Source organism: Acinetobacter sp. C13 (assembly GCF_016809775.1).
Lineage (GTDB): Bacteria > Pseudomonadota > Gammaproteobacteria > Pseudomonadales > Moraxellaceae > Acinetobacter > Acinetobacter pittii.
In genome coordinates this window covers 439,482-461,929 of the sequence record NZ_JAFBJL010000002.1, presented here as the reverse complement: position 1 = coordinate 461,929, position 22,448 = coordinate 439,482, and the positions used below count along the sequence as shown (strand labels likewise).

The following is a 22,448-nucleotide window of genomic DNA, read 5'->3' as shown; positions in this document are numbered from 1 at the left end:
AAAAAAGCCAACTCTTTCGAATTAGCCCTAATTACCTCACGACCACGTCTGTGAAAATTGCTTTTGATTTTATTGTTCGCAACAATCTTCATCATTTTTGTTATGAGTCTAAATTAGCCTTTCTTTATGACATTTCAATTAAAAAAACACCGCAATCTGGCTTAAAACATACTTGATACATAAAAGATAATTTTTAGAGAACTGCATCACAATTTAAAGAGGTATGTATTATAAACACGTACACAGCGCAAGGTTTAAATCTATTATGCTTGAGTTATCTAATTGTTAAGTATGTATGATGGAACAGCAAACTTTATTACAAGAACTGAACTCACTCATTGAATACTACTCAAAAAGAACCGATTGCCCGCCTACTCGTATACGCATCGGCTACAGGGCTTATGCAAAATTGATGCAGTGCCCGCCTTTTGCAGATGAAGTGATGAACTCAGCCCTAGATCCCAATAAGCGAAAATATAAAAAGTTAAAAATTAAAATTACAAAAGATGATGACCAATTAGAGCTTGAGTAAGTTTTTAAGAGTTCAAAATAAAAAGTTCTTCACCTCTTCTATTTGCGATTTTATTTATATAACACCCCAGTGAAATGTACAGCTTGAGAGCATTTATAGTCATTCCGTAAAAGCTCTTCTAAACAGAACTTTTACAGATATTTTTATACTAATTGAGACTTTCATTATCTGAAGTATCTTCTTTATTTAAAATCCGCCCTTCTTGTTTTGGTCGAATCAACGGTGCTGTAGGTCTTGGATGATGAGTATGTGTATATTGCATACCTGCTCCCGCATTGACGTCATCTGCAGCGATTTCAGTTTCAAAACGCTCATTATCCAAATCTCGAATTTCCTCTGTAATTCTTTCTACCTCATCTTCATCCACACCAAGTTCTTGCAAAATCACACCTCCAAACTTAATTGCAGATTCAAACGTTTCACGAATCATAAAGTCCACTTTTTGTTTAACTAAATGCAGTGAATGCTCACGGTCATATGAACGGACTAATAATTTTGCCAAAGGAAATTCATGGGTCACGAGTTCTACAATTCTATTGGTCGTTTCCTTGCTATCTACACACACCACAATCGCTTGTGCTGTTGCAGCGCCAGACGCATGCAGTATATCTAGATGGCAACCATCGCCATAATAAATTTTAAAACCAAACTTTTCGGCGTTTCGAATCATGTCGGTATTATTATCAATAATGGTGACATCGACACCTCTTGCTAACAACAATTGACTAGTAACCTGTCCAAAGCGCCCAAAACCGATCATTAAAACACTACCACTTAGCCCGTCGGCAATATTGATATTTTCTAATGAAACCTTCGTTTTTGCTTGAGTAAAACGTTTGAAAATAATACCGACAATTGGAGTCAACACCATTGAAAGCACAACAATGGCGGTTAAGTTAGATTTAATAGTATTATCAATAACTTGTGCACTTAGCGCAGCCGAGAAAAGTACAAAGGCAAACTCTCCACCTTGAGCCATAAGTAAAGCGCGGTCTAACGCTTCAGTATGAGAGCTTTTCGTTATTCGAGCGACTATATAAATCATGAGCGCTTTGGCAAGCATCAGGGCAATTACGCCACTCACAATCAGTTGCCAGTTTTGAGCAACTACCGATAAGTCCAATGACATACCGACCCCAAGGAAAAACAGGCCCAGCAATATTCCTCGGAATGGTTCAATATCCGCTTCAATTTGATGTCTAAAGGTCGATTCAGATAAAAGCACGCCCGCCAAAAAAGCACCCATCGCCATAGTCAAACCACTGACTTGCATGAGTAACGCCGCACCCAACACAACCAGTAAAGCCGCAGCCGTCATGACCTCTCGGGCCTTGGCAGCGGCCAACAGTCTAAATAATGGGTTTAGTAACCAATATCCTGCCGCAATAAGCCCTGCAATTGCGAGCAAACCAATCCCTATATTTTCTAGACGTACCGATGTGCTTTCGACCACATGATTCGGTGCCATAAAAGCAACAATAGCCAGCAATGGCACAATGAGTAAATCTTCAAAAAGTAAGATGGCTACAATTTTTTGTCCTCGGGGTTGAGTCAGATCACCCCGATCACCCAAGAGCTGCATCACAATTGCAGTCGAGGTTAATACAAACCCTGCAGCACCAATAAAAGCAACTTGCCACGTAAAACCAAATAAAAGCCCGACACCAGTTAAAGCCAGCGCGCAAATAATAATCTGTAGCGTACCAAGGCCAAAAATCTCGCGTCTAAGACTCCACAAATGTGACGGCTGCATTTCCAAACCAATCACAAAGAGGTACATCACGATTCCCAACTCGGCAATATGCAAAATTGCTGTAGAATCTTGAAAAAAAGCAAAACCAAATGGGCCAATAATTAGACCCGCAATTAAATAACCTAATACTGAACCTAAACCAATACGTTTAAAAATAGGAACCGCAATGACAGCAGCCGCCAATAAAACCACGGGGGCAACCAAGCTAATTGAATGTGCTTCTGAGCTCATACATTTCTCATTTTATTTATCTGCATTTATTCTATGTGAAACGAGGTTTAAGGGCGATTATTAGTTTTGAGAAAAAGCATCCTAAAAATAAAATGGTTTAATGATCCGAAAATAAAAATTGAGCCTATAAATAAGAATCAAATATTCATGGACAAACACCCATAAAAAAAGCCCTAACGGGCTTTTTTTATATTAGGCAATAAATTTCAACATGAGCTGAATGACTGTCGCATTAATTAAGTCGACAAAGAATGCACCACAAAGCGGAACGATTAAGAAAGCCTTATGCGATGGACCATACATATTAGTAATGGCTTGCATATTTGCCACGGCTGTTGGTGTTGCACCCATACCAAAACCACAATGACCTGCTGCCAATACTGCTGCATCGTAGTTTTTGCCCATGACGCGGAACGTCACAAATGCCGCATATAAAGCCATCGTAATGGTTTGCGCACCTAAAATAACTACAAGCGGACCAGCTAAGTCGGCAAGTTGCCAAAGCTTTAATGAAAGCAATGCCATTGCTAAATAAAGCGACAAAGACGCGTTACCAAATACATCAATCGCACGGTCGAAAATATCAATTTTCAACACGCTTTCTAAAATGTTTCTTAAGATTACACCGCCACCGAGTGCCCAAACGAAAGTTGGTAACTCAAACCACGTTCCCTTACTAAAGCCAGTCATAAATTCAGCAAACGCTAAACATGCTGCAAACATACCCAGTGTAGTAATTGCATTATCGGCAGTAATTAAACGGACTTGATGCGGGTTTTCAAACGGAGCAAGGTCATCTGAATTTTGTTCAAGATGTGTGTCGCGATTTTGAATTTCAGCATTGGTTTTTGGTTGAGCAAGGCTGTAACGATTGATAAGCAATTTCGCTAAAGGCCCACCAATCACACCACCAATAATCAAGCCAAAGGTCGCGCTCGCCATACCTAATGCTAAAGCACCCTGAATACCATGCTGACTTTCTAAAATTTCACCCCATGCGCCAGCTGTACCATGACCACCTGTTAAGGTAATTGAACCAGCAATCAAACCAATAAGTGGGTCAAGGCCCAATAAAGTCGCAAGGCTCATACCAACAGCATTTTGCACAACAATAAATGAGGCTACACAAATTAAGAAGATGATTAAAGCAGTACCACCTTCTTTAAGCTTCATAAAATTGGCACTCAACCCAATTGAAGCAAAGAACACGAGCATAAAACTGGTTTGTAATTCGCTACTAAAAACAATGCTATACCCCCACAATGTGTGGACAAGTAAAGAAACTACAGCAGCAACCAAACCACCCGCTACAGGTTCAGGGATATTATAACGTTTTAAAAAATCAATACGATTAACAAGAAAGCGGCCCAACAATAAGACGATAACCGCCGAAATTAGTGTATAAAAACCATTAAAAACAAATTCCATATATACTACTTTCTGATTACATTCCTAATGGATTGTAAAATAATTATATTTTATTTTTTATTATTTAAAAAAAACACAAACAAACTTTACAAAAACCATCTTTATTTAATAATACCAATATAAATCAATGTATTATTTTGAGTATTTAGTAAAAAATCATGATGTATCCTCTCTTAAATTTCTATATTGCTTTGATAATTAATTTTTTAAACATTTAAATGCTCAAGCGATGAAATCAAGACATCTGGTTGCCTCAATCTTATTACCGATTTTTTAAGTAAGAGTATGTTGGGCTAAGCTAAGCTCTACTTGATACATTTAAAGAAAAATCCTGTCTTTTGGGTCACTGAACTTCTCCATCATTCACTTTAATATCCTTCAAAGACCAGCTCTTTACTGTTCTGGGCAACATCTTTATAGGTTTTATATTCAATGAGTTTATTGCTTAAAGTTCGTCAGAACGTTCCACAGCTTCAATCTATTAAAAAATCTCTTCAGACACGTGCTGGTCAAAAAATACCTCACATGCTGATCAATGCATCAGATCTCTTTTTCAGAGGCCCTCAAATAGCTTTGTCAGGAAAAACACCTTTTGATGTGATTCATAAGCATGAAATCATTACCTTACGCCATTATAAAAATGAAACTGATACCTCTACTCCTAAACACCGCGTACCTTTAGTTATTGTTCCACCACTAGCAGTGAACATGCTCATTTACGATTTGTTCCCTACTCGTAGTTTTGTACGTTTCTTTTTAGCCCAAGGGTTTGATGTTTACTTAATTGACTGGGGCGTACCAACCCGACACCAAGCAAAATACAACTTCGGGACCTATATTAAAGTTTTCATGCCAGAGATGTTAAAGCAAGTTCGCCTACACAGCGGTCAGCAACAACTTTCTTTACATGGTTGGAGTTTAGGCGGCGCACTTTCGCTCTGCTATACCGCATTGTTTAAAGATAAAGATATTAAAAATCTAATTATTCTCGCTTCCCCTATCGACACACATAAAGCAGGTTATATGGGGAAACTATACGGTAGTCTTACCAAACCTGCCGAATGGGTTCGCAAACATACGCCGTTTCGTATTCGCCATCATGTACCAAGTGAAGCATTTCATATTCATGGCTGGCAAAACACGCTTGGCTTTAAATTAACGGATCCGATTGGAAATTTGAAAACATATTGGGAACTTTTTAAAAATCTAGATAACCGAGAGTTTATTGTCGATCATGCAACCTCAAGCTCATTTATCGATAATATGCTGGCCTATCCGGGCGGTGTCATGCGCGACATTATTCTCCGTTTCTGGATTGATAATGAATTATCTAAAGGTGTAGTTAAATTTGGTGAACTTACCGCCTATCTAAAAGACATTAAATGCTCTGTGTTAGCTGTTGGTGGCAACACAGATATTATTGTCACAGCTGATGCTGTTAAACCACTCATGGATTTAATTAGTAGCCAAGACAAAACATTTAAGGTGGTACCCGGTGGTCATATGGGCGTAGTTTCTGGTAGTCAAGCACCCACTACGGTCTGGCCCGAAGTGAGTACTTGGTTAGCTACTCGTTCAGAATAATTAATTCAAAAGCAGTAAAGCCAGTGTAGTCAGTTCTATGCTGGCCATAATTCAAATTTTATAAGTCTGATATTCTAGTTTCATTTATATTACAGTAGTTTTTTCTCATAATTCAAAAGCAGCTCATTACTAGATAACTCAAAAATATAAATATAATTTCCTCACTATTAATCACATTAAAATCCTTCAACACATAAATTTTATTTATTAGAAATACAACTTAATAAAACAATATTTTATCAAATGTTAAAATTTTTTAAATAGATCAATTTTTTCTTATTAATATTTATAAATTTTAAGAAAAGTACCTCTTAAAGTTGATGTTACTTTTTGTTATTTATGTAAAGCTCATCTAAACAATATATTTACTTAAGTTACTGTTAAACAATTATTTTTATAAATTTAATTTTGTAAAATTTGATCATTATTTATACAAATGTAGGCAATATCTCACAATTATGTAAGCCAAAGCTTACAACTCAACTGATTGTTTTTCTTATAATTAATTTCAGTACATATAAGCACTCTTTACTATTAAATAGAAAGCTGAATATTAATAAAGAGATCTGGAGAAAATGATAAAGTCATCTTTATTAATATAAAAACTCTTAATAATAGAAAAAGAATCTCAAAAATTAATATGTACTATCTTTCCTCTGGAAACAGAGGAAAGATACTTTTTTAATCATCAGATAGGGTATAGAAAATGTTTATTGCAAAAAATATATTTGTATATTTACTATCAATGTTAGCTTTATGCTTACTGATTATTTTCTTTAATTACATAGGAATAAACGAGACGATTAATCTTCTTCTCTCTTCTGCACTGTTTGGAATATTTATTACTTGGTATTTTAAAGGTAGTGGACTCTGTCTCGCCCTATTTAGCTTTTTTTATTGGGCTATGTTTGTCATTAGTCAAAGCTTAGAAGTGATATGGATGCTCGCAAGTTCAGTTATTGTATATTTAGTCATGACTAAAATATTACCTAAACTCAAGACCATCCATATTGGCGTGATAGCCAAATAGCTAAAACGGTTTCACCCCACGATTCACCATACCCACCTTTTTAACTGTATTAACTTTGGTTTGCTCAGCAATAACCAATTCATTGATGAAAGCTTTTAAATTTTGCTCATCGAGACGAATAGGATTAAAAGTACTTTCTCCCATTTTTAGAAAGAAAGATTCGATATTTGTATTACGTTGTACATATTTCATTGACCATCGTTGAAACGAGTTTTGTTCAATGGAATATGTACACAACCATTTAACATTGTGGTGTCTTTCATCATTTGTAATTTTTTCAAATAATCGTTCAACCACTTCTCGCTCACCTTCCAAGCATTGAAAGAAAGCATTATCGGCATAATAGAGCACCCCACAGATCTGATTCAAATCATTGAAATCTCGTGCTTCTGTCAAAATATCACGTAAATCTTGCAACAAATCTTCATTTTTTTCGTTTCGTTGACTGGCATAACACAGGCGAACGTTCATTAGCAATTCCGTGAAATATAAAATTTCTTTATTTAAAGATTTTTTAATCTAGCATATCTCTATTACTAATAATTTATATTTCACTCATATTCTAAAGTTTATTTTAAAAATACGTTCGATTATTAACTATAAGAGCTTAATAACTAATGATTTATATTCACAAGAAAATAAAAAGCCCTCCTATTGAGGGCTTTTAATGCTCTAAAAGAACAATAAATTTCTTTAAAAGCTAAAATAAAAAAAAGCACTAAAAAGTGCTTTTTTTACTTGCTGTTATATTATTGTGGAATAATATTTACAGCATTTGGGCCTTTTTGCCCTTGAGTAACGGTAAATGTTACGCGTTGACCTTCATGCAAAGTTTTGAAACCAGAACCTGTGATTTCTTTGAAGTGAGCAAACACATCTGGACCGTTGTCTTGTTGAATGAAACCGAAACCTTTAGTTTCGTTAAACCACTTTACTGTACCACTTACTGTATTAGACATGATATATCCTACTGATTTCTAATATTTTAGAATCATTAAATAATGACCCTATCATAACTTTGAAAAAAGAATAACAAATTGAGCTTAATATCTTAAAAAACGAAGGATTATGACTAAAACTACGATACTTAAAAGAAGATTTACTAACAAGTCTTTTTTCTAGTTAACAGCATCATACATGAAATAAAATTGTATTCAAGGCTTTTATATAAATAATTTCCAAAACTTAAGTTAAATAAATATAAAACAATAGCTTAAAAAAAGATTAAGAAATTCAGTACATTGCTTAATTAAAAAACAATCTATGATGTGATAAAAGCATTGGAAAGCAACAGATATAAAAATGTCTATTTAGAAAATTGCTTGAGCACGGATGAAAAGTTATTTTTAAAAATATAGATAATAAAAAACTCCCGAATAGGAGCCTTATTTTATTTGATGGCAGAGGATCAAGGACTCGAACCTTGACGAACGGTTTTGGAGACCGTCATGCTACCATTACACCAATCCTCTATATTCATGATTAAACACTCAAGATTTAATCATAAAAAAAGCAAGATCATCGTCTTGCTTTTTTCAATGGTGGGGGCGAAGAGACTCGAACTCTTACACCTTGCGGCGCTGGAACCTAAATCCAGTGCGTCTACCAATTTCGCCACGCCCCCATCTGGGACATTTATTTAAAATAAATGTGGCAGAGGATCAAGGACTCGAACCTTGACGAACGGTTTTGGAGACCGTCATGCTACCATTACACCAATCCTCTTCCAAGATCTAGATGACTTAACATCTACATCAAACTTTAAGTTATTAGCTTAAAGTGGTGGGGGCGAAGAGACTCGAACTCTTACACCTTGCGGCGCTGGAACCTAAATCCAGTGCGTCTACCAATTTCGCCACGCCCCCGATGGCTGTGTATATTAGCGATAAGATCTGACAGTGACAAGTGTTTTTTTTCTAAAAAAAACTAACCGTGTAAATTGTATACAGATACTAGATCAATGATTTTTATCAATTTGAATCTCTTTTAAGCAATTTATTGCTTCATCAGCATTTGAAAACCGATTTTGCTGTTGTTTTTGTAATAAACCTGCAAGTAAGGGATAAAAAATCAAAAACTGCGTGGGTAATTGAATGTTTAATTTTTGACAGTGCAAGACTGCCCAATCACGATAACTACCAGCTTCTAAGCGAGTTTGTGTTAACCATTCATATAGAACGATGCCAAATGCATATAAATCGCTTTGTATTCCCTTATACCCTCCTCTAAATAGCTCAGGAGCCATATAACGAGGTGTTGCATCCATGACTGTATCGCAACTTGAAATCGGTCTCGTTTTCTCAAAATCAATTAAATAAGGCTTTTGCTGAAACTTTCTAAAATGCTCTGCCTTAACGTCTCCATGAATCCAGCCAAGTTCATGAAGTTCTGCAAGCTTATTTATTGCGAACCAAATCTTACGATATACATCAGTTAAATCACTTTCATGAGTCAATGAACCGAACCACACATCACTATCAGGTAAAATTAAAACCTTACCCAAAGAATGGCCTAGCTGAGGAATTAAACTGACCTCAATCAATTTATAAGGTAAAAGCCATGCAGGTTTTTTAAGGTGAATTTCTTTATAAAATAGTTGCTCATGCATGAAATCTTGCTCATTTTGAGCATGGGTTTCAGGCAAATGATATTTTAACCAGTAATTCTTGGTATCTATGGTACATGTCCATAAACACCGTCCTAATGCTGCACTTGTTGGCTTTGTTACACATGTTAAGTTTTCTATATGCGAAGCAAAATCATGCTTCAGCATAATAAGACTCAGGCTGTTGTTTCTTTTCTTCAAAGCGCAAAACTTCTAAACAATGCTGAATTGTCTTACCAATACGAGCATGGGTCTCAATTGAAGAAATTTTTGGCCAAGTTGCACGTTCCCCTTCTCTTTGCAAACGCTTAAACAGATGCGGACGCGGGTTTTGCAAAGTATAGGTATAGTGACTTAGGCTATATTTAGCAATGATATTTACATCACCATAATAACGCTGTCCCATTACGCCATAGCCATGATCCAACAATCTTCTAACTGGGGATATAGAACCAAGTCGTTGACGCGTAAAGTCCATAATGCCCATTGATAGCACTTTACCTTGGCGTCTTAGAATTCTTTCAGGCCAACTTAAAACGTCTTTACGGAAGCGATCCGCATCATTTTGCATAAATGGAACAATATGTGGGTTAACCTGACTCGCAATCGTATAGTTTAAATTATAAAGCCGCGCCATTCTTTCTTGCGGGAAATCGCTTCGTACACTTCCATCCACCCACTTTGTATTTGCCATATAAGGTGTATGTTCACCGTCATAACGTTTACTGGTTAAACGTACCGGCGGGAATAAAATTGGCACGGCACATGAAGCCAATACAGCACTCCAAACCAAAACATTCGGTGTCATAATGGCGTTCATAATTCTTGGGTTTTCTGTTGCATCATATGGCGCCACTGCCACATTAATGTTTAAACCAGATTTTTTGAAAGCCTCTTCAAAAGTAAGATCACCTAAGTTCTCAATGAGGAATTTTTTCAAATACTGAACATCGGCAATTCCACCATTGCCTTTAATGAGTTCACGGAATTTCCTAAAATGAAAAGCATCACTAAAAAATTGCTCACCATTTAATAAGTTTTGGATATCTTCACTGGCAGAGGTTCCAAGCATACCTGTCATAATTGCCCCTGCACTTGAGCCAGAGAGCACTTTAGGCATTAAGTCTTGTTCAATTAAAGCCTTACATACTCCCGTATGAAAAAGTCCTAAAGTCGCCCCGCCCGAAAACATAAGTGCAGGTTGTCCATACGCCTTTTCACAGTTTTCAAAAAACTCTATTTTTTCTTTTCTTTGAAACGTAATGCATTCACTTGAAGCAATGTAAGCCAAGCTTTGGCTAACTTCTTCAATATAGTCTTCAATTAACTTTTTTGTACCGACATGTGTTGCGGCAAAAAGCATTGGATGACCAATATTTGCAATATCGTAAGTTAGACCTTCTTTAAGTAAATAAATGAGGTCTAATGTGCGATGTTGCTGACGATATCTTTTGAGCAAAGTGTATCGATAAGAAATGAGCTCGGCATCGAAATAAGGTGAACTATTATCAAATTTCCACTCTTGCACACCTGTTTCTTCATCTAGTTTTAATGCAAAAGACTTCCATTCTTCATAAGATTCAGCCATGTCTAATTGACGTTGTAATTTTTTGATACGGTAAGCCTGATGTGGATTCATATCACTTCGTATTTTTTCAAACATATTTCGTCCTCATCTTCACAGATGATTTTACTGAATAGACATCACAACACTATGCTCGGTCTGAACATTTCAATCAATTGCAAAACCGATAAAGTGTATAGGCAATAAGTTTTTTGTCAGCCTGTTAATTTCGGTGTTAGTATCCTATCAAACACTGTTTAACATGATTGACTTACCATGGCTACCATTGATTTACCGGACAATTTAGTTCAAACATTATCACTTGTATTAAATCAGTTACAGCAAGTCTTGCCTGAGCCTCGACAAGAAACAGATTTTACTGCACCTGCTTTTAGATGGGAAAATCAGCAACTTAATGCCATCTATACGCCAAAAAATATTTATCTTGATGACTTAAAAGGCATTGAGCGTCAAAAAGAAAAAATTATTCAAAATACTTTGCAATTTTTAAATGGCCTACCAGCAAATGATGTGCTGTTAACCGGCTCACGTGGTACAGGAAAATCATCTATTGTTCGTGCTTTATTAACTGAGTATGCTCCTCAAGGATTACGTTTAATTGAAATTGAACGTGATGATTTATCAGACTTACCTAAAATTCAAAAACTCATTCAAAATCGACCTGAAAAATATATCGTCTACTGTGATGACTTGGCTTTTAATGCCGAAGATGAAAATTACCGTAGTCTAAAAAGTGTATTAGATGGTTCATTACAGTCAGGTTCAAGTAATTTTATTATTTATGCAACCAGTAACCGTCGCCACCTGTTACCAGAATTCATGCATGAAAATACACCTGTAACTAAGGTCGATGTTCCCCAATATACTGAACTACATCCACAAGAAGCGATAGAAGAAAAGATCTCTTTGTCGGATCGTTTTGGTCTATGGCTATCTTTTTATCCAATGGATCAGAACCTATATTTAGAAATCGTTGAGCATTATCTTGATAAAGCAAACATGCCTTTCAATGATGAAGTTCGTGCTGAAAGTTTACGTTGGTGTCAGATGCGTGGTCAGCGCTCTGGTCGAGCGGCTTATCAGTTTTCTAAGCATTGGATTGGTTTAAACGCATTAAAAGATTTGTCTAACAATTAAATAAAATGTCCCGCAAAGCCTTAGCTTTGGCCTATAAACCGCTTAGCTTTGGCAGTTGTTTTTCATAACCTAAAACAAAGATAGCCCTTCTTTAGGTTTATATATGAAAAAGCAATTGCCAAAAATTTCTACAACAAGCAAAGCGCTCGGTAAAAGTTTATTACTTGCACAAAGCGTTTTAGACCAAGCAAAAAAATATTCAACTCTTCCTTTTACTCAAGTCCATATCATCCGTCCACGAATTGACGAAAAATATTATAGCTGGACACATTACGGTATCTTTTTCCCACTTTTACCAGAACCGCATCGTTACTTAAATATTATGATTTTAATCGGTACACCAGGTGCACTTGCATTTGACCATGATGACATCATCACTGGAAATCCTAGGAAAACAGCTACATTCTTTTCAAGCACAGCTGCTCTGGAACAAGCTTTACTGAAGGCCTATATCATTCCCGAAGATACAAAGATTAATAAAGATGGGACCTTAATAGAACTAGGTCAAGAAATTTCAATTCAAGGGAAATTCCCTCAAATTCACATTAATGGACATTATGATGGATTTAATTTCGACTTTGATATCGATATCACTTCACATGTTTCATGGTTTATAAAAACACCAATCTATGATCACTTTAGTTTATTGGCAAAGTTTAAAGGTTTTTTAAACTATCAAGCAGAACGCATTGAAACCCAAGGACTTTGTACTTACGAATATGCTCGAGCAGTTGGTCCTCACTCCATCACAAACAAACTTATTCCTGATGCATATAAACTGCCACTTGATTTTTTCACTTATCAAATCATCAATTTAAATGAAACCACTCAACTTCTTCTTACCAAAGCCGATATTGCAGGACAAACAGCTGCATATACCCTGCATATTAGACATCTGGACCAGTCAGCTGAAATTTATACAGATGTAAGCTTTGATATTATTTCGCATCAAGTTGATGACTTTGTTTCACCTAGTGGGCAAAAAATGCGACTTCCAAAATATTTTTCTTGGATCGCTAGAAATGAGGCAAAGCAAATCATTTTAAACATTCAGGCAGAAATTGACTGCCCATTCCGCTATGGTCATGGGCGAGGTTATGCAAGTAGCTATATATTTACTGGTCATTATTTTGGTAATGAAGTTCAAGGCCGTGGTTATATCGAATATATTGATATCGAAAACCAACAGGCTTTTGAAGATGAATAATTTTACTCAGGAATAGTGAGTTCAGTCATCGGCCAGCGCGGCGTGGTCGTTACCGCTAGATCATCATGCTGACCTGCTTTTAAACGTTGATAACCAGCAAAAGCAATCATTGCCCCATTATCAGTACATAAAGCAGGCTCTGCATAATAAACCTGTGCTTTAATTTTCGCCAAAGAAGTTTCTAATTGCTCGCGTAGTCTTAAGTTTGCGCTAACTCCCCCTGCAATCACTAAACGTTTAAGTCCAGTTTGCTTTAAAGCTTTTACTGATTTTTTTACCAAGGTATCTACAATTGCTTCTTGGAATGAAGCAGCGATGTCAGCGTCACGATTTTCACCATTCAATTTTTTCAATTGAACAGAAACTGCTGTTTTTAAACCACTAAAAGAAAAATCTAAGCCTTGATGAAGCATAGGTCTTGGAAACTCAAAAGCTAATGAATCACCAGACAATGCAAGTTTTGCGATATTTGGCCCACCCGGATATGGCAAGCTCATCATTTTTGCAACTTTATCAAAAGCTTCGCCCGCAGCATCATCAATAGACTCACCCAATAGTTCATATTGACCAATAGCGTGGGCTGCCATCAATTGTGTATGTCCACCCGAAACTAACAATGCTACAAATGGAAATTCAGGTGGTTGACTTGAAAGTAATGGGGCCAACATATGACCTTCCATATGGTGAACACCAATTGCAGGCTTATTTAAAGAAAAAGCTAAAGTTCGGCCAAACAATGCACCTGTCATTAATGCTCCCATTAAGCCAGGACCACGCGTATAAGCAACCGCATCAATCTCTTGTTTTGTTACACCACTTTGCTCAAGCAATTGATTCATTAAAGGAATTAATTTACGAACATGGTCACGAGAAGCAAGTTCAGGTACTACTCCACCATATTCGGCATGAAGTTTAATCTGGCTATAAAGAACCTGTCCCCGTAAGCCGAGTTCGCTATCATAAAGTGCCAACCCTGTTTCATCACAAGAAGTTTCCAAGCCTAAAACAATCATCAAAACTGCCTTTTATATGAGTCAAAATATTGCAATCGCTATTATAGACTTGTGATATGAGTTGTAAATGAGTAAAATACTGACCTTCACTTGTGATCCGGCGCAATAGTGTGCCTGATCTTATCCATAATCTAGAGGATTTTACATGCCACAAGTTAAGTTGAAAGAAGGCGAACCAGTTGACGTAGCTATCCGTCGTTTCAAACGTTCATGCGAAAAAGCTGGTGTTTTAGCTGACGTTCGTAAACGCGAATTCTACGAAAAACCAACTCAAGAACGTAAGCGCAAAAAAGCTGCAGCAGTTAAACGCTACCAAAAGAAATTGGCTCGCGAATCTGTACGTACTACTCGCCTTTACTAATTAATTTGTGATTGACTGCTGAATTATGACTACTTTAAAAAACCAAATTACTGATGCATTAAAAACTTCTATGCGTGCCAAAGATATGGCAACAGTGACGGTTTTGCGTAGTCTACAAGCGGCAATTAAGCAAATCGAAGTCGATGAGCGCAAAGAGCTTGACGACGCTCAGGTTCTTGCGGTCATTGAAAAGCAAATTAAACAACGTAAAGAATCGATCAAAGCCTTTGAAGGTGCTGGTCGTAATGATTTAGCTAGTAAAGAACAAGCCGAAGCTGAGATTATCTCTCAGTTTCTACCAGAAGCTATGACTGAGGAAGAGCTTGATTCTCTCATTGAGCAAACGATTGCTGCTCAAGAAGCAACTAGCATGAAAGATATGGGTAAGGTGATGAATTCTCTACGTCCGATCATAGCCGGGCGTGCCGATCCTGCTCAAGTTTCAGCAAAAATTAAAGCTAAGTTAGCTTAATTCCCCCCTTTCTTAAATTTTATATTTCTTCCAATCAAGCTTCTTTAGTTTGTATATATTTGCTCATCCGCAAATTAAGTAAGATATAACTCTTAAATCTTCATTCTTCGCTCATCTTGCATTTGTTTCAAACGACTGTCTATTCTTGCCGACATTGCTTGATTATTTTTTGCTAATCGCTGGGCATGCAACATTGATTTAATTGCATTTTCCTCACTACCCGACCAATATTCTGCTTCAGCCCGATAGCGTAGAACATTAACAGCTCTTAAAGGTCCATTCTTATCCAAATTCGCAGCTTGCTGTAAAAATTGCCAACCTTGTATATCTCTTGGATTCTTATTAATAAATCTTTGAACCAAGGTTTGAACTTGCGCAAACTTACCTTGGCGCAGCAGCACCTCAGCCAACTTATAACTAAAAGCTTTATTTTCAGGCATCGTCATCTGCATAGAAGCAATTGTAGTATAAGCTTGATCTAACTTGTTTTGGCCAAGATAAATATCTGTCTGCAATAATGTTACAAGAGGCTTTCCACTAGATTTCGCTTGATCTAGAGTAGACTGCGCTTGTACATAATCACCTTGTCTTGTGTAAAATGCTGCTAAAGCAATCAAACCAGCAATATTTTTTTGGGACGCTAAACTTTGTAGTTGGTTTTCAGTTGCTTGATTAGCAACCACCATGGTGTACCATTTTAAAATCTCAAAATCTGCATCATATATACGATTTTTAACTCTAGGCAGCTGGTTTGCACGGAGCCTAGCTTCACTCATACGCTCAGTCGTCAATGGATGAGTCAGCCAGAAATCCGGTAAAAAACTTACTCGACTTGTAGCTCTATGCATTGTTTCAAAATAATCAGCCATACTTTGAGGGTTATAACCCGCCGCATACATATATTGCATACCAATACGGTCTGCTTCACGCTCTTGATTTCGACTATATGTTAATTGCTTATCCATGAGTGCAGCTTGGGTACCAAGCATCACTGCTGCACCCGCATCGCCACCACCCTGCGCAGCTATAGCCACCCCCGCTAAAAGTCCTGCTAGACTTAGCAATGTTTGACCTTTAAAGGCTTCTTCAGAGCGACTAAAATGTCTTTGCGATACATGCGCAATTTCATGCGCCATAACACCAGCAATTTCATCAATATTTCGTGCTGAGGCAATCAGCCCCGTATTGAGCGCAAATAAGCCACCTGGAACAGCAAAAGCATTAATTTGTGGGTCTTTAATCACGACTAGACCAATCGGCTGCCCAAGCTGTGTTTCACTTAAAATACTCGAAAATACCTGAAAAAATTGATCTTCTAGCCAGACATCTTGAATAACAGGCATTTGTTTGTGAACTTCACGAAAAACTTTTTCGCCAATAAATTTTTCTTTTTGTTGATCAAGCAAACCAATCCCACTTCCAATATTTGGAATTTCTACTTGATTTGCAGAAGGCTGAGGATCGAAAGGCTGTGCGTACGAAGCATTTGTTATAAAAGCCGTACTTAAAATAATTGGCAAAAATCTCAAAAGTTTTTCTCTAGTAAAATTAAACCATCAAAAAAGTCTACTGATATAAAACATAAAAAATTATGTTCAATCAATAGACTTTTAATATATCACTCGAGATCGCTTAGTTTTGCAATGAAGTGTTATTAATCATTTATGCAAAGTTTGGGTTTACCAAATATCTAGGAGTTTTATCCTCTAAAGCTTCAACCAGATTTTTATAAGCAAGATTTGCCATTTTTTTACGGGTCTCTGCAGTCGCAGATCCTACGTGAGGCAAAGTAACAACATTTGGCAGTTTAAAAAGCTCTGAATCTTGTAAAGGTTCTTTTTCATATACATCTAAACCAGCCCCGAAGATTTCACCGCTTTGTAAGGCCTCAATCAATGCATGCTCGTCAACCACTGAACCACGCGCAATATTTATAAAAATAGCGTGCTTTTGCATAAGCTCAAATTGAGCTTTACCCATCAAGGCTTTCGATTCATTATTTAAATCAACTGCGGTTACTACAAAATCAGACTGTTGCAATAACTCATCTAAACCAAGATATTGTGCTTTTAAAGGCTCTGCCAATTCAGGCTTTTCACGGCGGTTATGGTAAACAATATTCATGTTAAATCCATAAAAACCACGGCGTGCAATTGCAGCACCAATATTACCAAGCCCAATAATTCCTAGCGTCTTTCCAAAAACATCTAAACCAAACTGTTGAGGCCCAACAGTTCTTTTCCATTCACCTTGTTTAGTCCAATGATCAAGAAAAGGAACTTTTCTAGCAGCGCTTAGTAATAATGTAAAAGCAAGATCAGCCGTTGTTTCAGTTAAAACATGAGGTGTATTTGATAACCAGATTTTTCTTTGGTTTAGATAAGCCACATCATAATTGTCATAGCCAACTGTTACAGATGAAATAATTTTGAGTTTTTGAGCAGGTGCAAGATTACTTTCATTAAGAAGTCGACCAGCACCAATCATTCCATCAGCATCTACAACTTGTTGGCGTATTTGCTCATTAATATCACCCAGTTTTGGATTAAGAACCACAACATGATAATCCTGTTGTAATCGAGACAAAATTTCTTCATCAATTTGGCTAAAAACTACAACTTTTTTCATGTAAATCCCTACTACTCGTTGTTATCTTGCATTAATTGCCATAACCTTTTTTTAAGGAGTGGTTTCTCCAACATCTCTTTTAAACTCGCCAAATGAATAATATTGGCATGTTGAATATAAGAACATTCACCAAGACACAAGATTTTCTTGTCTGCTGCGACAGCATCTAAAAATCCTTGAATATATGAACCTGCACCACGTTGGTCTTGATAGTTAGCTAAAGGGAACGGCCATTTTAGTTCAGCATATTGCCCTATTTTTGCTTTTTGAATGTTATTCCAAAGCTGCTTTTCTTCTTCACTTAAATTAGTAACATCTAAAAAAATAACACACTTTTCAAGCGCAAAAGCCTGCAACTCAAATGAAGCAATCGTAACCACTGGAGTTTGTACTTCAGCACGAGGCGAAACAACAGGCGGAACTTCTACTGGAAGAGGTACCGCAATTTCAGGTTCAACTTTTGGAATTTCGTTGACTTGTGGTTTTGTCGGCTGCTCAACAACTGGATTGCTCTTAGAAGGCAATATAATTGGCTCACCTTCTGGAGCAGCTTGATCTCGCCAGAGGCTTTGAGCATTATTTTTTTGGCAAACCTGTGTCTTAGGAATCCATACATCAATTCCCAAAGTTGCCAATATATTTCTTTGCTGCCCAATCATCTGTAAATCAATACCTCTACTCTATCTACATTCTAACGGGCTTCAGTTTTTTTTTCAGTGTTTTATTTCATTCAGATGTTTTTATAATCGTATATGTCTTTTAAATAATCATCACACTATTTCTCTTTTGCATTTGATCCACAATTTCTTCTGTCTCAAAGCCAAAACGCCAATAAAGCAATTCAAGCACATCCAGTTCATCTTGCGTAATAATACGGTCGCTCCACAAGCACATCTCTGCAATAGCTAGAATACTTAGACGATCACGTAATAATAAACCAGCAATATCATTTAAAATTTCAGCCAGATCTAATGGCTCATCTGAAATTTCATCATAGATATACATTTCATCTGGATTGAGTAACGAACGTAAAATGCGCTCACGTACTTCCAACTGATTAGGGCTATTAATTTGTTGAACATGAAGTAAAGCATCAATTAAACGAACAATTTGAGGTTTCACTTCTTCAAATGCAGTCGGTAAATGTAACGGCATTAAGTTCAACTCATGTTTAACCCGCTCCAGTAAAAGTGCATCTAACAACCCAATTTCACCATCTTCTTGGATAATAAGTGCTAGCTTAGTAAGAAATTGCCGCGCAATACTTGCGGGTATATGTCCAATATTTTTACAAGCATCATGAAATATCTGAATATGGATACGCCCATCCAAATTCAATAATGCATCGATAATGGCATGACTCACAGGTGCATCTTTTGGAATGAACTCCCGATATTGGCGAATCATCAAAATAGCGACCATCACTTCACGTGAACCCGTAGCAGTTTGTAGTGCTCGTTGAATTAATTCTGGACGCTTTTTATTTCGACGTACATCACTACTCAGGGGCTTAATGGCATCATTTAATGCAAAACTAATTGGTGAAAGCCTTAATAAAGGTAGAGGCTGTGGAGATGACCACGGAATATAGATTTCTTTCTCAGATTCTTCCAAGAAATGAAATAAGCTAAACAACGGACGGTTACGAAGTTTCTTTAAATTTTCTAATTGTAAATCTTGTAGCAAAGTGGGATTTAACTCATAAATACGTTCACGAATACTCGGGTGAATATTCATCCAGCTTTGTGGGCTGAGGGAGTTAGCAAAACACATATGCGCGATCGACTCAGAATAAGCACTATGAATTTGCGAACCAGAATGGTGAACATAAATACGCAACAAGGTTTGGGTATTTGCATTATTTTTTAATAGTCGTACTGTTTTTTGGTCATTACGAAAGGTACGCCCACTCAAAGTCAAATATTTAATAAAACGAGTAATCAGTACACCGAGGCTTCCAGCCAACCAAATGACCCCACCTACCGCAACAAAAACTGTTTCAAATTTATGTTTATAGCCCGGGCTATAGCGCTTAAAACCTTGTTTGGCTAATTTACTACCCCACTGACTAAAAGTTGTTAAACCACTATATAAAATCTTTAATTTTGTATTCTCAACAGCCTCACCTGATAAAATCTGATTAAACTCATGGCCCAATAAACCATATAACTCAAGCTTATCCAGATTCTGTAAAGCACCCCATGTCAGAATAATTACGATATCTTTGGGATGAAAACCTGCCGTAAGTGCATTTACACCAACTTCATCAGGTAGCACATATACGGTTGGAACTTTAAGTGAAAAAGTTTGCGCTAAGTGTTCTGTAATTTTTAATGCCGCAAGTTCTTCAGGAGTACTTTCCTCTTTCACCAAACGACGTGCTTTAAGTTGTTTTGCTAAAGAGTGTCCACCTTTACGCAGAATATAAAGTTCGGTCACTACCGACCAAACCATAATAAAAAGTAATAGCGCAATGAAGTAAGGACTTAAAGTGTGCCACCAAATTGGTTGACTATAATCAAAAAAATGTACGAGTAAACCTAAAATTAAATTTAAGATAAAAATAGTAAGCAACACAGCAACCAAACACATAGTGATGGACCATGCCATATTTTTATTTTCGATGAGATAGTGGCTTACTTCTTTCAATGTAAATATTCCCAATTACATTGTTAGGTTTCATCATAAAAGAAAAAAGCGGGAAACACCCGCTTTTTTCGGCTATTTCTATTCTTCTTTAATGCCTGTTAAATCTACAGAAGCAGCATCGACATTGACATCAATATAACCATCTTTTTTCTTTTTCGCAGAGTCATTACGCTTCTGCTCTAAATTATTTAGATAGTTACCATCAATATCACCTGTTACATAGATTCCATCAAATACTGAGCAATCGAACTCAGTTAAGTCAGGCACTTTGCTGGTACGTACAGCATTTTTCAAGTCTTCCAATTCTTGGAAAATCAAACGATCAGCACCAATAATTTCTTGGATCTCTTCCACACTGCGTTCTGAAGCAATAAGCTCAGCTTTAGCAGGCATATCAATACCATAAACGTTTGGATACATCACTTTTGGTGCTGCTGACGCAAAGTATACTTTTTTTGCACCAGAATCACGTGCCATCTGAATAATCTCATTACACGTTGTACCACGTACAATAGAGTCATCCACCAATAGAACGTTCTTACCTTTGAATTCTAACTCAACAGGGTTTAATTTCTGACGTACAGATTTTTTACGTTGCTGTTGACCCGGCATAATAAAGGTACGACCGATATAACGGTTTTTCATAAAACCTTCACGGAACTTTACACCTAGAATATTTGCAAGTTCTAAAGCTGAAGTACGGCTCGTATCAGGAATTGGGATAACCACATCAATATCATGGTCCTCACCCCAGTCACGTAAAATTTTATGAGCAAGCTTTTCACCCATTTTTAAACGTGCTTTGTAAACCGAAATTCCATCAATAATGGCATCAGGACGAGCAAAATAAACGTACTCAAAAATACATGGGCGATATTTAGGATTAGCAGCACACTGTTTAGAGAATAACTGACCATTTGCATCGATGAAAATTGCTTCACCTGGTTCAATATCACGCTCAATTTTAAAACCAAGAGCTGTAATAGCAACCGATTCAGAAGCAATGATGTATTCCATCTCACCCTGTTCAGTCACACGTGACCCATAAATGAGTGGACGGATACCATTTGGATCACGGAAACCTACCAAACCATGACCAGTGATCATCGCCACGACACCATACGCACCCTGACAACGCTCATGCACACGAGAAACCGTGTGAAAAATATCGTCAGCTGTAGGATTTAAAGTGCCTTTCTTCTGTAATTCATGCGCGAACACGTTTAAAAGAACTTCTGAGTCAGAATCAGTATTCATATGACGTAAATCTGTTTTAAACAGGTCATCATGAATTTCTTCTGCATTGGTCAAATTACCATTATGTGCAAGTGTAATACCGTAAGGTGAGTTTACATAAAATGGTTGTGCTTCAGCACTGCTCGCAGAACCAGCAGTTGGGTAACGTACATGGCCAATACCATAATTACCAAGTAATGCTCTCATATGACGAGTATGAAAAACATCACGCACCATACCGTTATCCTTACGAAGGAAAAGACGGCCTTCATGGCAGGTTACTATTCCAGCTGCATCTTGCCCACGATGTTGCAACATCGTTAAAGCATCAAACAACATTTGGTTCACTGGCGATTTACCGGCTATACCAACAACTCCACACATAGCAACCTCGCAGACAAGCTAGGAATTAATAAAAAGGATTCTTTGTCGAATGGTCGGATCGGTTTTCTAAATCATCCGATTCGTCCATTGGTTTTGAAGGAGCGCCTGAGGCACTGCCTCCAGATGTTATTTGATGAAATGCCTCACTTGCTGCATCTTTAGACAACTCTGTAGCTAGAGGTGCATAAGGCAATAAAAACTGTATAAATTTGGACTGCTTCCAGTGTGGTGAGCTTTCAACCCAAGGCCCTACGCCCTGCATTGTAATCAGCACTACCAGCAAACCCTTTAAAGAACCAAAAGCACCACCTGCTAAACGATTTAATGGCCCCAATTTCAGACTTTTCAAGAGGCCATTTAAAAATGCAGAGACGATCCATGTTAAAACAATGATCAAAAGCGCTATAAATGCAAAAGCTGCAATTTTTTGAACAACTGGATCATGACTTAAACCCGACATAGACGGCGCAAGAAGGACAGCATATTTTGCACCCATAATTAATGCAATGACCCATCCTACCAAGTTCGCAAAGGCTTTAATAAATCCTTGTCGCAAACCGTTTAGCCCCCCAATGAGCAAAAGTATCAGAATAATGATATCAATTGTGTTCAT

20 protein-coding genes and 4 tRNA genes are annotated in these 22,448 nt (G+C 37.1%); 7 read left to right on the top strand and 17 right to left on the bottom strand.

Going from position 1 to position 22,448, the window contains the following annotated elements; translation table 11 throughout:
* Window positions 1-298 precede the first annotated feature (298 nt).
* A complete protein-coding gene (locus JGE69_RS07380; RefSeq protein ID WP_032005361.1) occupies window positions 299-532 on the top strand; it encodes a hypothetical protein in 234 nt (77 codons plus the stop codon).
* Between the two features lie 148 nt (window positions 533-680).
* Here the strand turns inward: JGE69_RS07380 and JGE69_RS07375 are convergent, their stop codons facing one another.
* Together JGE69_RS07375 and gltS are read right to left on the bottom strand one after the other, a co-directional pair.
* The gene (locus JGE69_RS07375) at window positions 681-2,516 is read right to left on the bottom strand and encodes a monovalent cation:proton antiporter-2 (CPA2) family protein (RefSeq protein WP_199112926.1); all 1,836 of its coding nucleotides are present in this window, start codon (window positions 2,514-2,516) and stop codon (window positions 681-683) included.
* A gap of 192 nt (window positions 2,517-2,708) precedes the next feature.
* The gene (gltS, locus tag JGE69_RS07370; RefSeq protein WP_014207191.1) at window positions 2,709-3,944 is read right to left on the bottom strand and encodes a sodium/glutamate symporter; all 1,236 of its coding nucleotides are present in this window, start codon (window positions 3,942-3,944) and stop codon (window positions 2,709-2,711) included.
* Between the two features lie 432 nt (window positions 3,945-4,376).
* On the opposite strand from gltS, the gene JGE69_RS07365 reads away from it, so the two are divergent.
* Both JGE69_RS07365 and JGE69_RS07360 read left to right on the top strand, forming a co-directional pair.
* Window positions 4,377-5,528, top strand: a complete 1,152-nt coding sequence (locus tag JGE69_RS07365) for an alpha/beta fold hydrolase (protein ID WP_032004656.1) — start codon at window positions 4,377-4,379, stop codon at window positions 5,526-5,528.
* 706 nt (window positions 5,529-6,234) lie between these two features.
* On the top strand, window positions 6,235-6,558 hold the full coding sequence (locus JGE69_RS07360) for a hypothetical protein (RefSeq protein ID WP_130172373.1): 324 nt from the start codon (window positions 6,235-6,237) through the stop codon (window positions 6,556-6,558).
* On the opposite strand, the gene JGE69_RS07355 is transcribed toward JGE69_RS07360, so the two are convergent.
* The 8 genes from JGE69_RS07355 to JGE69_RS07320 all read right to left on the bottom strand — a co-directional run bounded on the left by JGE69_RS07355 (window position 6,559) and on the right by JGE69_RS07320 (window position 10,826).
* The gene (locus JGE69_RS07355) at window positions 6,559-7,029 is read right to left on the bottom strand and encodes an AnBLUF65 family BLUF photoreceptors (protein WP_130172372.1); all 471 of its coding nucleotides are present in this window, start codon (window positions 7,027-7,029) and stop codon (window positions 6,559-6,561) included.
* A 278-nt stretch (window positions 7,030-7,307) separates the two neighbouring features.
* Window positions 7,308-7,517 (bottom strand): cold-shock protein, encoded by a 210-nt coding sequence (locus tag JGE69_RS07350; protein ID WP_086265869.1) that lies wholly within the window; start codon window positions 7,515-7,517, stop codon window positions 7,308-7,310.
* 439 nt (window positions 7,518-7,956) lie between these two features.
* Window positions 7,957-8,030 (bottom strand) — tRNA-Trp (locus JGE69_RS07345).
* Between the two features lie 67 nt (window positions 8,031-8,097).
* Window positions 8,098-8,182, bottom strand: a tRNA-Leu gene (locus tag JGE69_RS07340).
* A gap of 27 nt (window positions 8,183-8,209) precedes the next feature.
* Window positions 8,210-8,283, bottom strand: a tRNA-Trp gene (locus tag JGE69_RS07335).
* Window positions 8,284-8,338: 55 nt separating this feature from the next.
* Window positions 8,339-8,423 (bottom strand) — tRNA-Leu (locus JGE69_RS07330).
* A gap of 92 nt (window positions 8,424-8,515) precedes the next feature.
* Window positions 8,516-9,331, bottom strand: coding sequence for a protein kinase domain-containing protein (locus JGE69_RS07325; protein ID WP_060464714.1), 816 nt, complete (start codon window positions 9,329-9,331; stop codon window positions 8,516-8,518).
* Window positions 9,318-10,826 carry a DUF3336 domain-containing protein gene (locus tag JGE69_RS07320; protein WP_005073515.1) on the bottom strand — a complete coding sequence of 503 codons (1,509 nt, stop codon included), beginning with the start codon at window positions 10,824-10,826 and terminating at the stop codon, window positions 9,318-9,320. The genes JGE69_RS07325 and JGE69_RS07320 overlap by 14 nt, the downstream gene beginning before the upstream one ends.
* A gap of 177 nt (window positions 10,827-11,003) precedes the next feature.
* Between JGE69_RS07320 and JGE69_RS07315 the strand changes: the two genes are divergently transcribed.
* Together JGE69_RS07315 and JGE69_RS07310 are read left to right on the top strand one after the other, a co-directional pair.
* Complete coding sequence (locus tag JGE69_RS07315; protein WP_032052273.1) at window positions 11,004-11,885, top strand: ATP-binding protein; 882 nt, start codon at window positions 11,004-11,006, stop codon at window positions 11,883-11,885.
* A 103-nt stretch (window positions 11,886-11,988) separates the two neighbouring features.
* Window positions 11,989-13,092, top strand: a complete 1,104-nt coding sequence (locus JGE69_RS07310) for a DUF6670 family protein (protein WP_199112928.1) — start codon at window positions 11,989-11,991, stop codon at window positions 13,090-13,092.
* Window positions 13,093-13,094: 2 nt separating this feature from the next.
* On the opposite strand, the gene tsaD is transcribed toward JGE69_RS07310, so the two are convergent.
* Window positions 13,095-14,105, bottom strand: a complete 1,011-nt coding sequence (gene tsaD / locus JGE69_RS07305) for a tRNA (adenosine(37)-N6)-threonylcarbamoyltransferase complex transferase subunit TsaD (RefSeq protein WP_199112930.1) — start codon at window positions 14,103-14,105, stop codon at window positions 13,095-13,097.
* Between the two features lie 145 nt (window positions 14,106-14,250).
* Here tsaD and rpsU point away from each other — a divergent pair, with 145 nt between their 5' ends.
* Together rpsU and JGE69_RS07295 are read left to right on the top strand one after the other, a co-directional pair.
* Window positions 14,251-14,466: a 30S ribosomal protein S21 gene (gene rpsU / locus JGE69_RS07300; protein ID WP_001136722.1), complete on the top strand. Its 216-nt coding sequence runs from the start codon at window positions 14,251-14,253 to the stop codon at window positions 14,464-14,466.
* 25 nt (window positions 14,467-14,491) lie between these two features.
* On the top strand, window positions 14,492-14,938 hold the full coding sequence (locus JGE69_RS07295) for a GatB/YqeY domain-containing protein (protein ID WP_078221128.1): 447 nt from the start codon (window positions 14,492-14,494) through the stop codon (window positions 14,936-14,938).
* A 92-nt stretch (window positions 14,939-15,030) separates the two neighbouring features.
* On the opposite strand, the gene JGE69_RS07290 is transcribed toward JGE69_RS07295, so the two are convergent.
* The 6 genes from JGE69_RS07290 to JGE69_RS07265 all read right to left on the bottom strand — a co-directional run bounded on the left by JGE69_RS07290 (window position 15,031) and on the right by JGE69_RS07265 (window position 22,448).
* Window positions 15,031-16,458: a M48 family metalloprotease gene (locus JGE69_RS07290; protein WP_199112932.1), complete on the bottom strand. Its 1,428-nt coding sequence runs from the start codon at window positions 16,456-16,458 to the stop codon at window positions 15,031-15,033.
* Between the two features lie 142 nt (window positions 16,459-16,600).
* Window positions 16,601-17,566, bottom strand: coding sequence for a 2-hydroxyacid dehydrogenase (locus JGE69_RS07285; RefSeq protein ID WP_078221130.1), 966 nt, complete (start codon window positions 17,564-17,566; stop codon window positions 16,601-16,603).
* Window positions 17,567-17,577: 11 nt separating this feature from the next.
* Window positions 17,578-18,225: a hypothetical protein gene (locus tag JGE69_RS07280; protein WP_199112934.1), complete on the bottom strand. Its 648-nt coding sequence runs from the start codon at window positions 18,223-18,225 to the stop codon at window positions 17,578-17,580.
* Between the two features lie 100 nt (window positions 18,226-18,325).
* Window positions 18,326-20,215, bottom strand: a complete 1,890-nt coding sequence (locus JGE69_RS07275; RefSeq protein ID WP_078221132.1) for a M48 family metalloprotease — start codon at window positions 20,213-20,215, stop codon at window positions 18,326-18,328.
* A gap of 78 nt (window positions 20,216-20,293) precedes the next feature.
* Window positions 20,294-21,835: an amidophosphoribosyltransferase gene (purF, locus tag JGE69_RS07270; protein ID WP_044100970.1), complete on the bottom strand. Its 1,542-nt coding sequence runs from the start codon at window positions 21,833-21,835 to the stop codon at window positions 20,294-20,296.
* Window positions 21,836-21,860: 25 nt separating this feature from the next.
* Window positions 21,861-22,448 carry a CvpA family protein gene (locus JGE69_RS07265; RefSeq protein ID WP_199112936.1) on the bottom strand — a complete coding sequence of 196 codons (588 nt, stop codon included), beginning with the start codon at window positions 22,446-22,448 and terminating at the stop codon, window positions 21,861-21,863.

Coding starts and splice junctions, on each gene's coding strand:
- JGE69_RS07380 (WP_032005361.1), top strand. CDS start 299: ATGGAACAGCAAACTTTATTACAAGAACTGAACTCACTCATTGAATAC.
- JGE69_RS07375 (WP_199112926.1), bottom strand. CDS start 2,516: ATGAGCTCAGAAGCACATTCAATTAGCTTGGTTGCCCCCGTGGTTTTA.
- gltS (WP_014207191.1), bottom strand. CDS start 3,944: ATGGAATTTGTTTTTAATGGTTTTTATACACTAATTTCGGCGGTTATC.
- JGE69_RS07365 (WP_032004656.1), top strand. CDS start 4,377: ATGAGTTTATTGCTTAAAGTTCGTCAGAACGTTCCACAGCTTCAATCT.
- JGE69_RS07360 (WP_130172373.1), top strand. CDS start 6,235: ATGTTTATTGCAAAAAATATATTTGTATATTTACTATCAATGTTAGCT.
- JGE69_RS07355 (WP_130172372.1), bottom strand. CDS start 7,029: ATGAACGTTCGCCTGTGTTATGCCAGTCAACGAAACGAAAAAAATGAA.
- JGE69_RS07350 (WP_086265869.1), bottom strand. CDS start 7,517: ATGTCTAATACAGTAAGTGGTACAGTAAAGTGGTTTAACGAAACTAAA.
- JGE69_RS07325 (WP_060464714.1), bottom strand. CDS start 9,331: ATGCTGAAGCATGATTTTGCTTCGCATATAGAAAACTTAACATGTGTA.
- JGE69_RS07320 (WP_005073515.1), bottom strand. CDS start 10,826: ATGTTTGAAAAAATACGAAGTGATATGAATCCACATCAGGCTTACCGT.
- JGE69_RS07315 (WP_032052273.1), top strand. CDS start 11,004: ATGGCTACCATTGATTTACCGGACAATTTAGTTCAAACATTATCACTT.
- JGE69_RS07310 (WP_199112928.1), top strand. CDS start 11,989: ATGAAAAAGCAATTGCCAAAAATTTCTACAACAAGCAAAGCGCTCGGT.
- tsaD (WP_199112930.1), bottom strand. CDS start 14,105: ATGATTGTTTTAGGCTTGGAAACTTCTTGTGATGAAACAGGGTTGGCA.
- rpsU (WP_001136722.1), top strand. CDS start 14,251: ATGCCACAAGTTAAGTTGAAAGAAGGCGAACCAGTTGACGTAGCTATC.
- JGE69_RS07295 (WP_078221128.1), top strand. CDS start 14,492: ATGACTACTTTAAAAAACCAAATTACTGATGCATTAAAAACTTCTATG.
- JGE69_RS07285 (WP_078221130.1), bottom strand. CDS start 17,566: ATGAAAAAAGTTGTAGTTTTTAGCCAAATTGATGAAGAAATTTTGTCT.
- JGE69_RS07280 (WP_199112934.1), bottom strand. CDS start 18,225: ATGATTGGGCAGCAAAGAAATATATTGGCAACTTTGGGAATTGATGTA.
- purF (WP_044100970.1), bottom strand. CDS start 21,835: ATGTGTGGAGTTGTTGGTATAGCCGGTAAATCGCCAGTGAACCAAATG.
- JGE69_RS07265 (WP_199112936.1), bottom strand. CDS start 22,448: ATGAACACAATTGATATCATTATTCTGATACTTTTGCTCATTGGGGGG.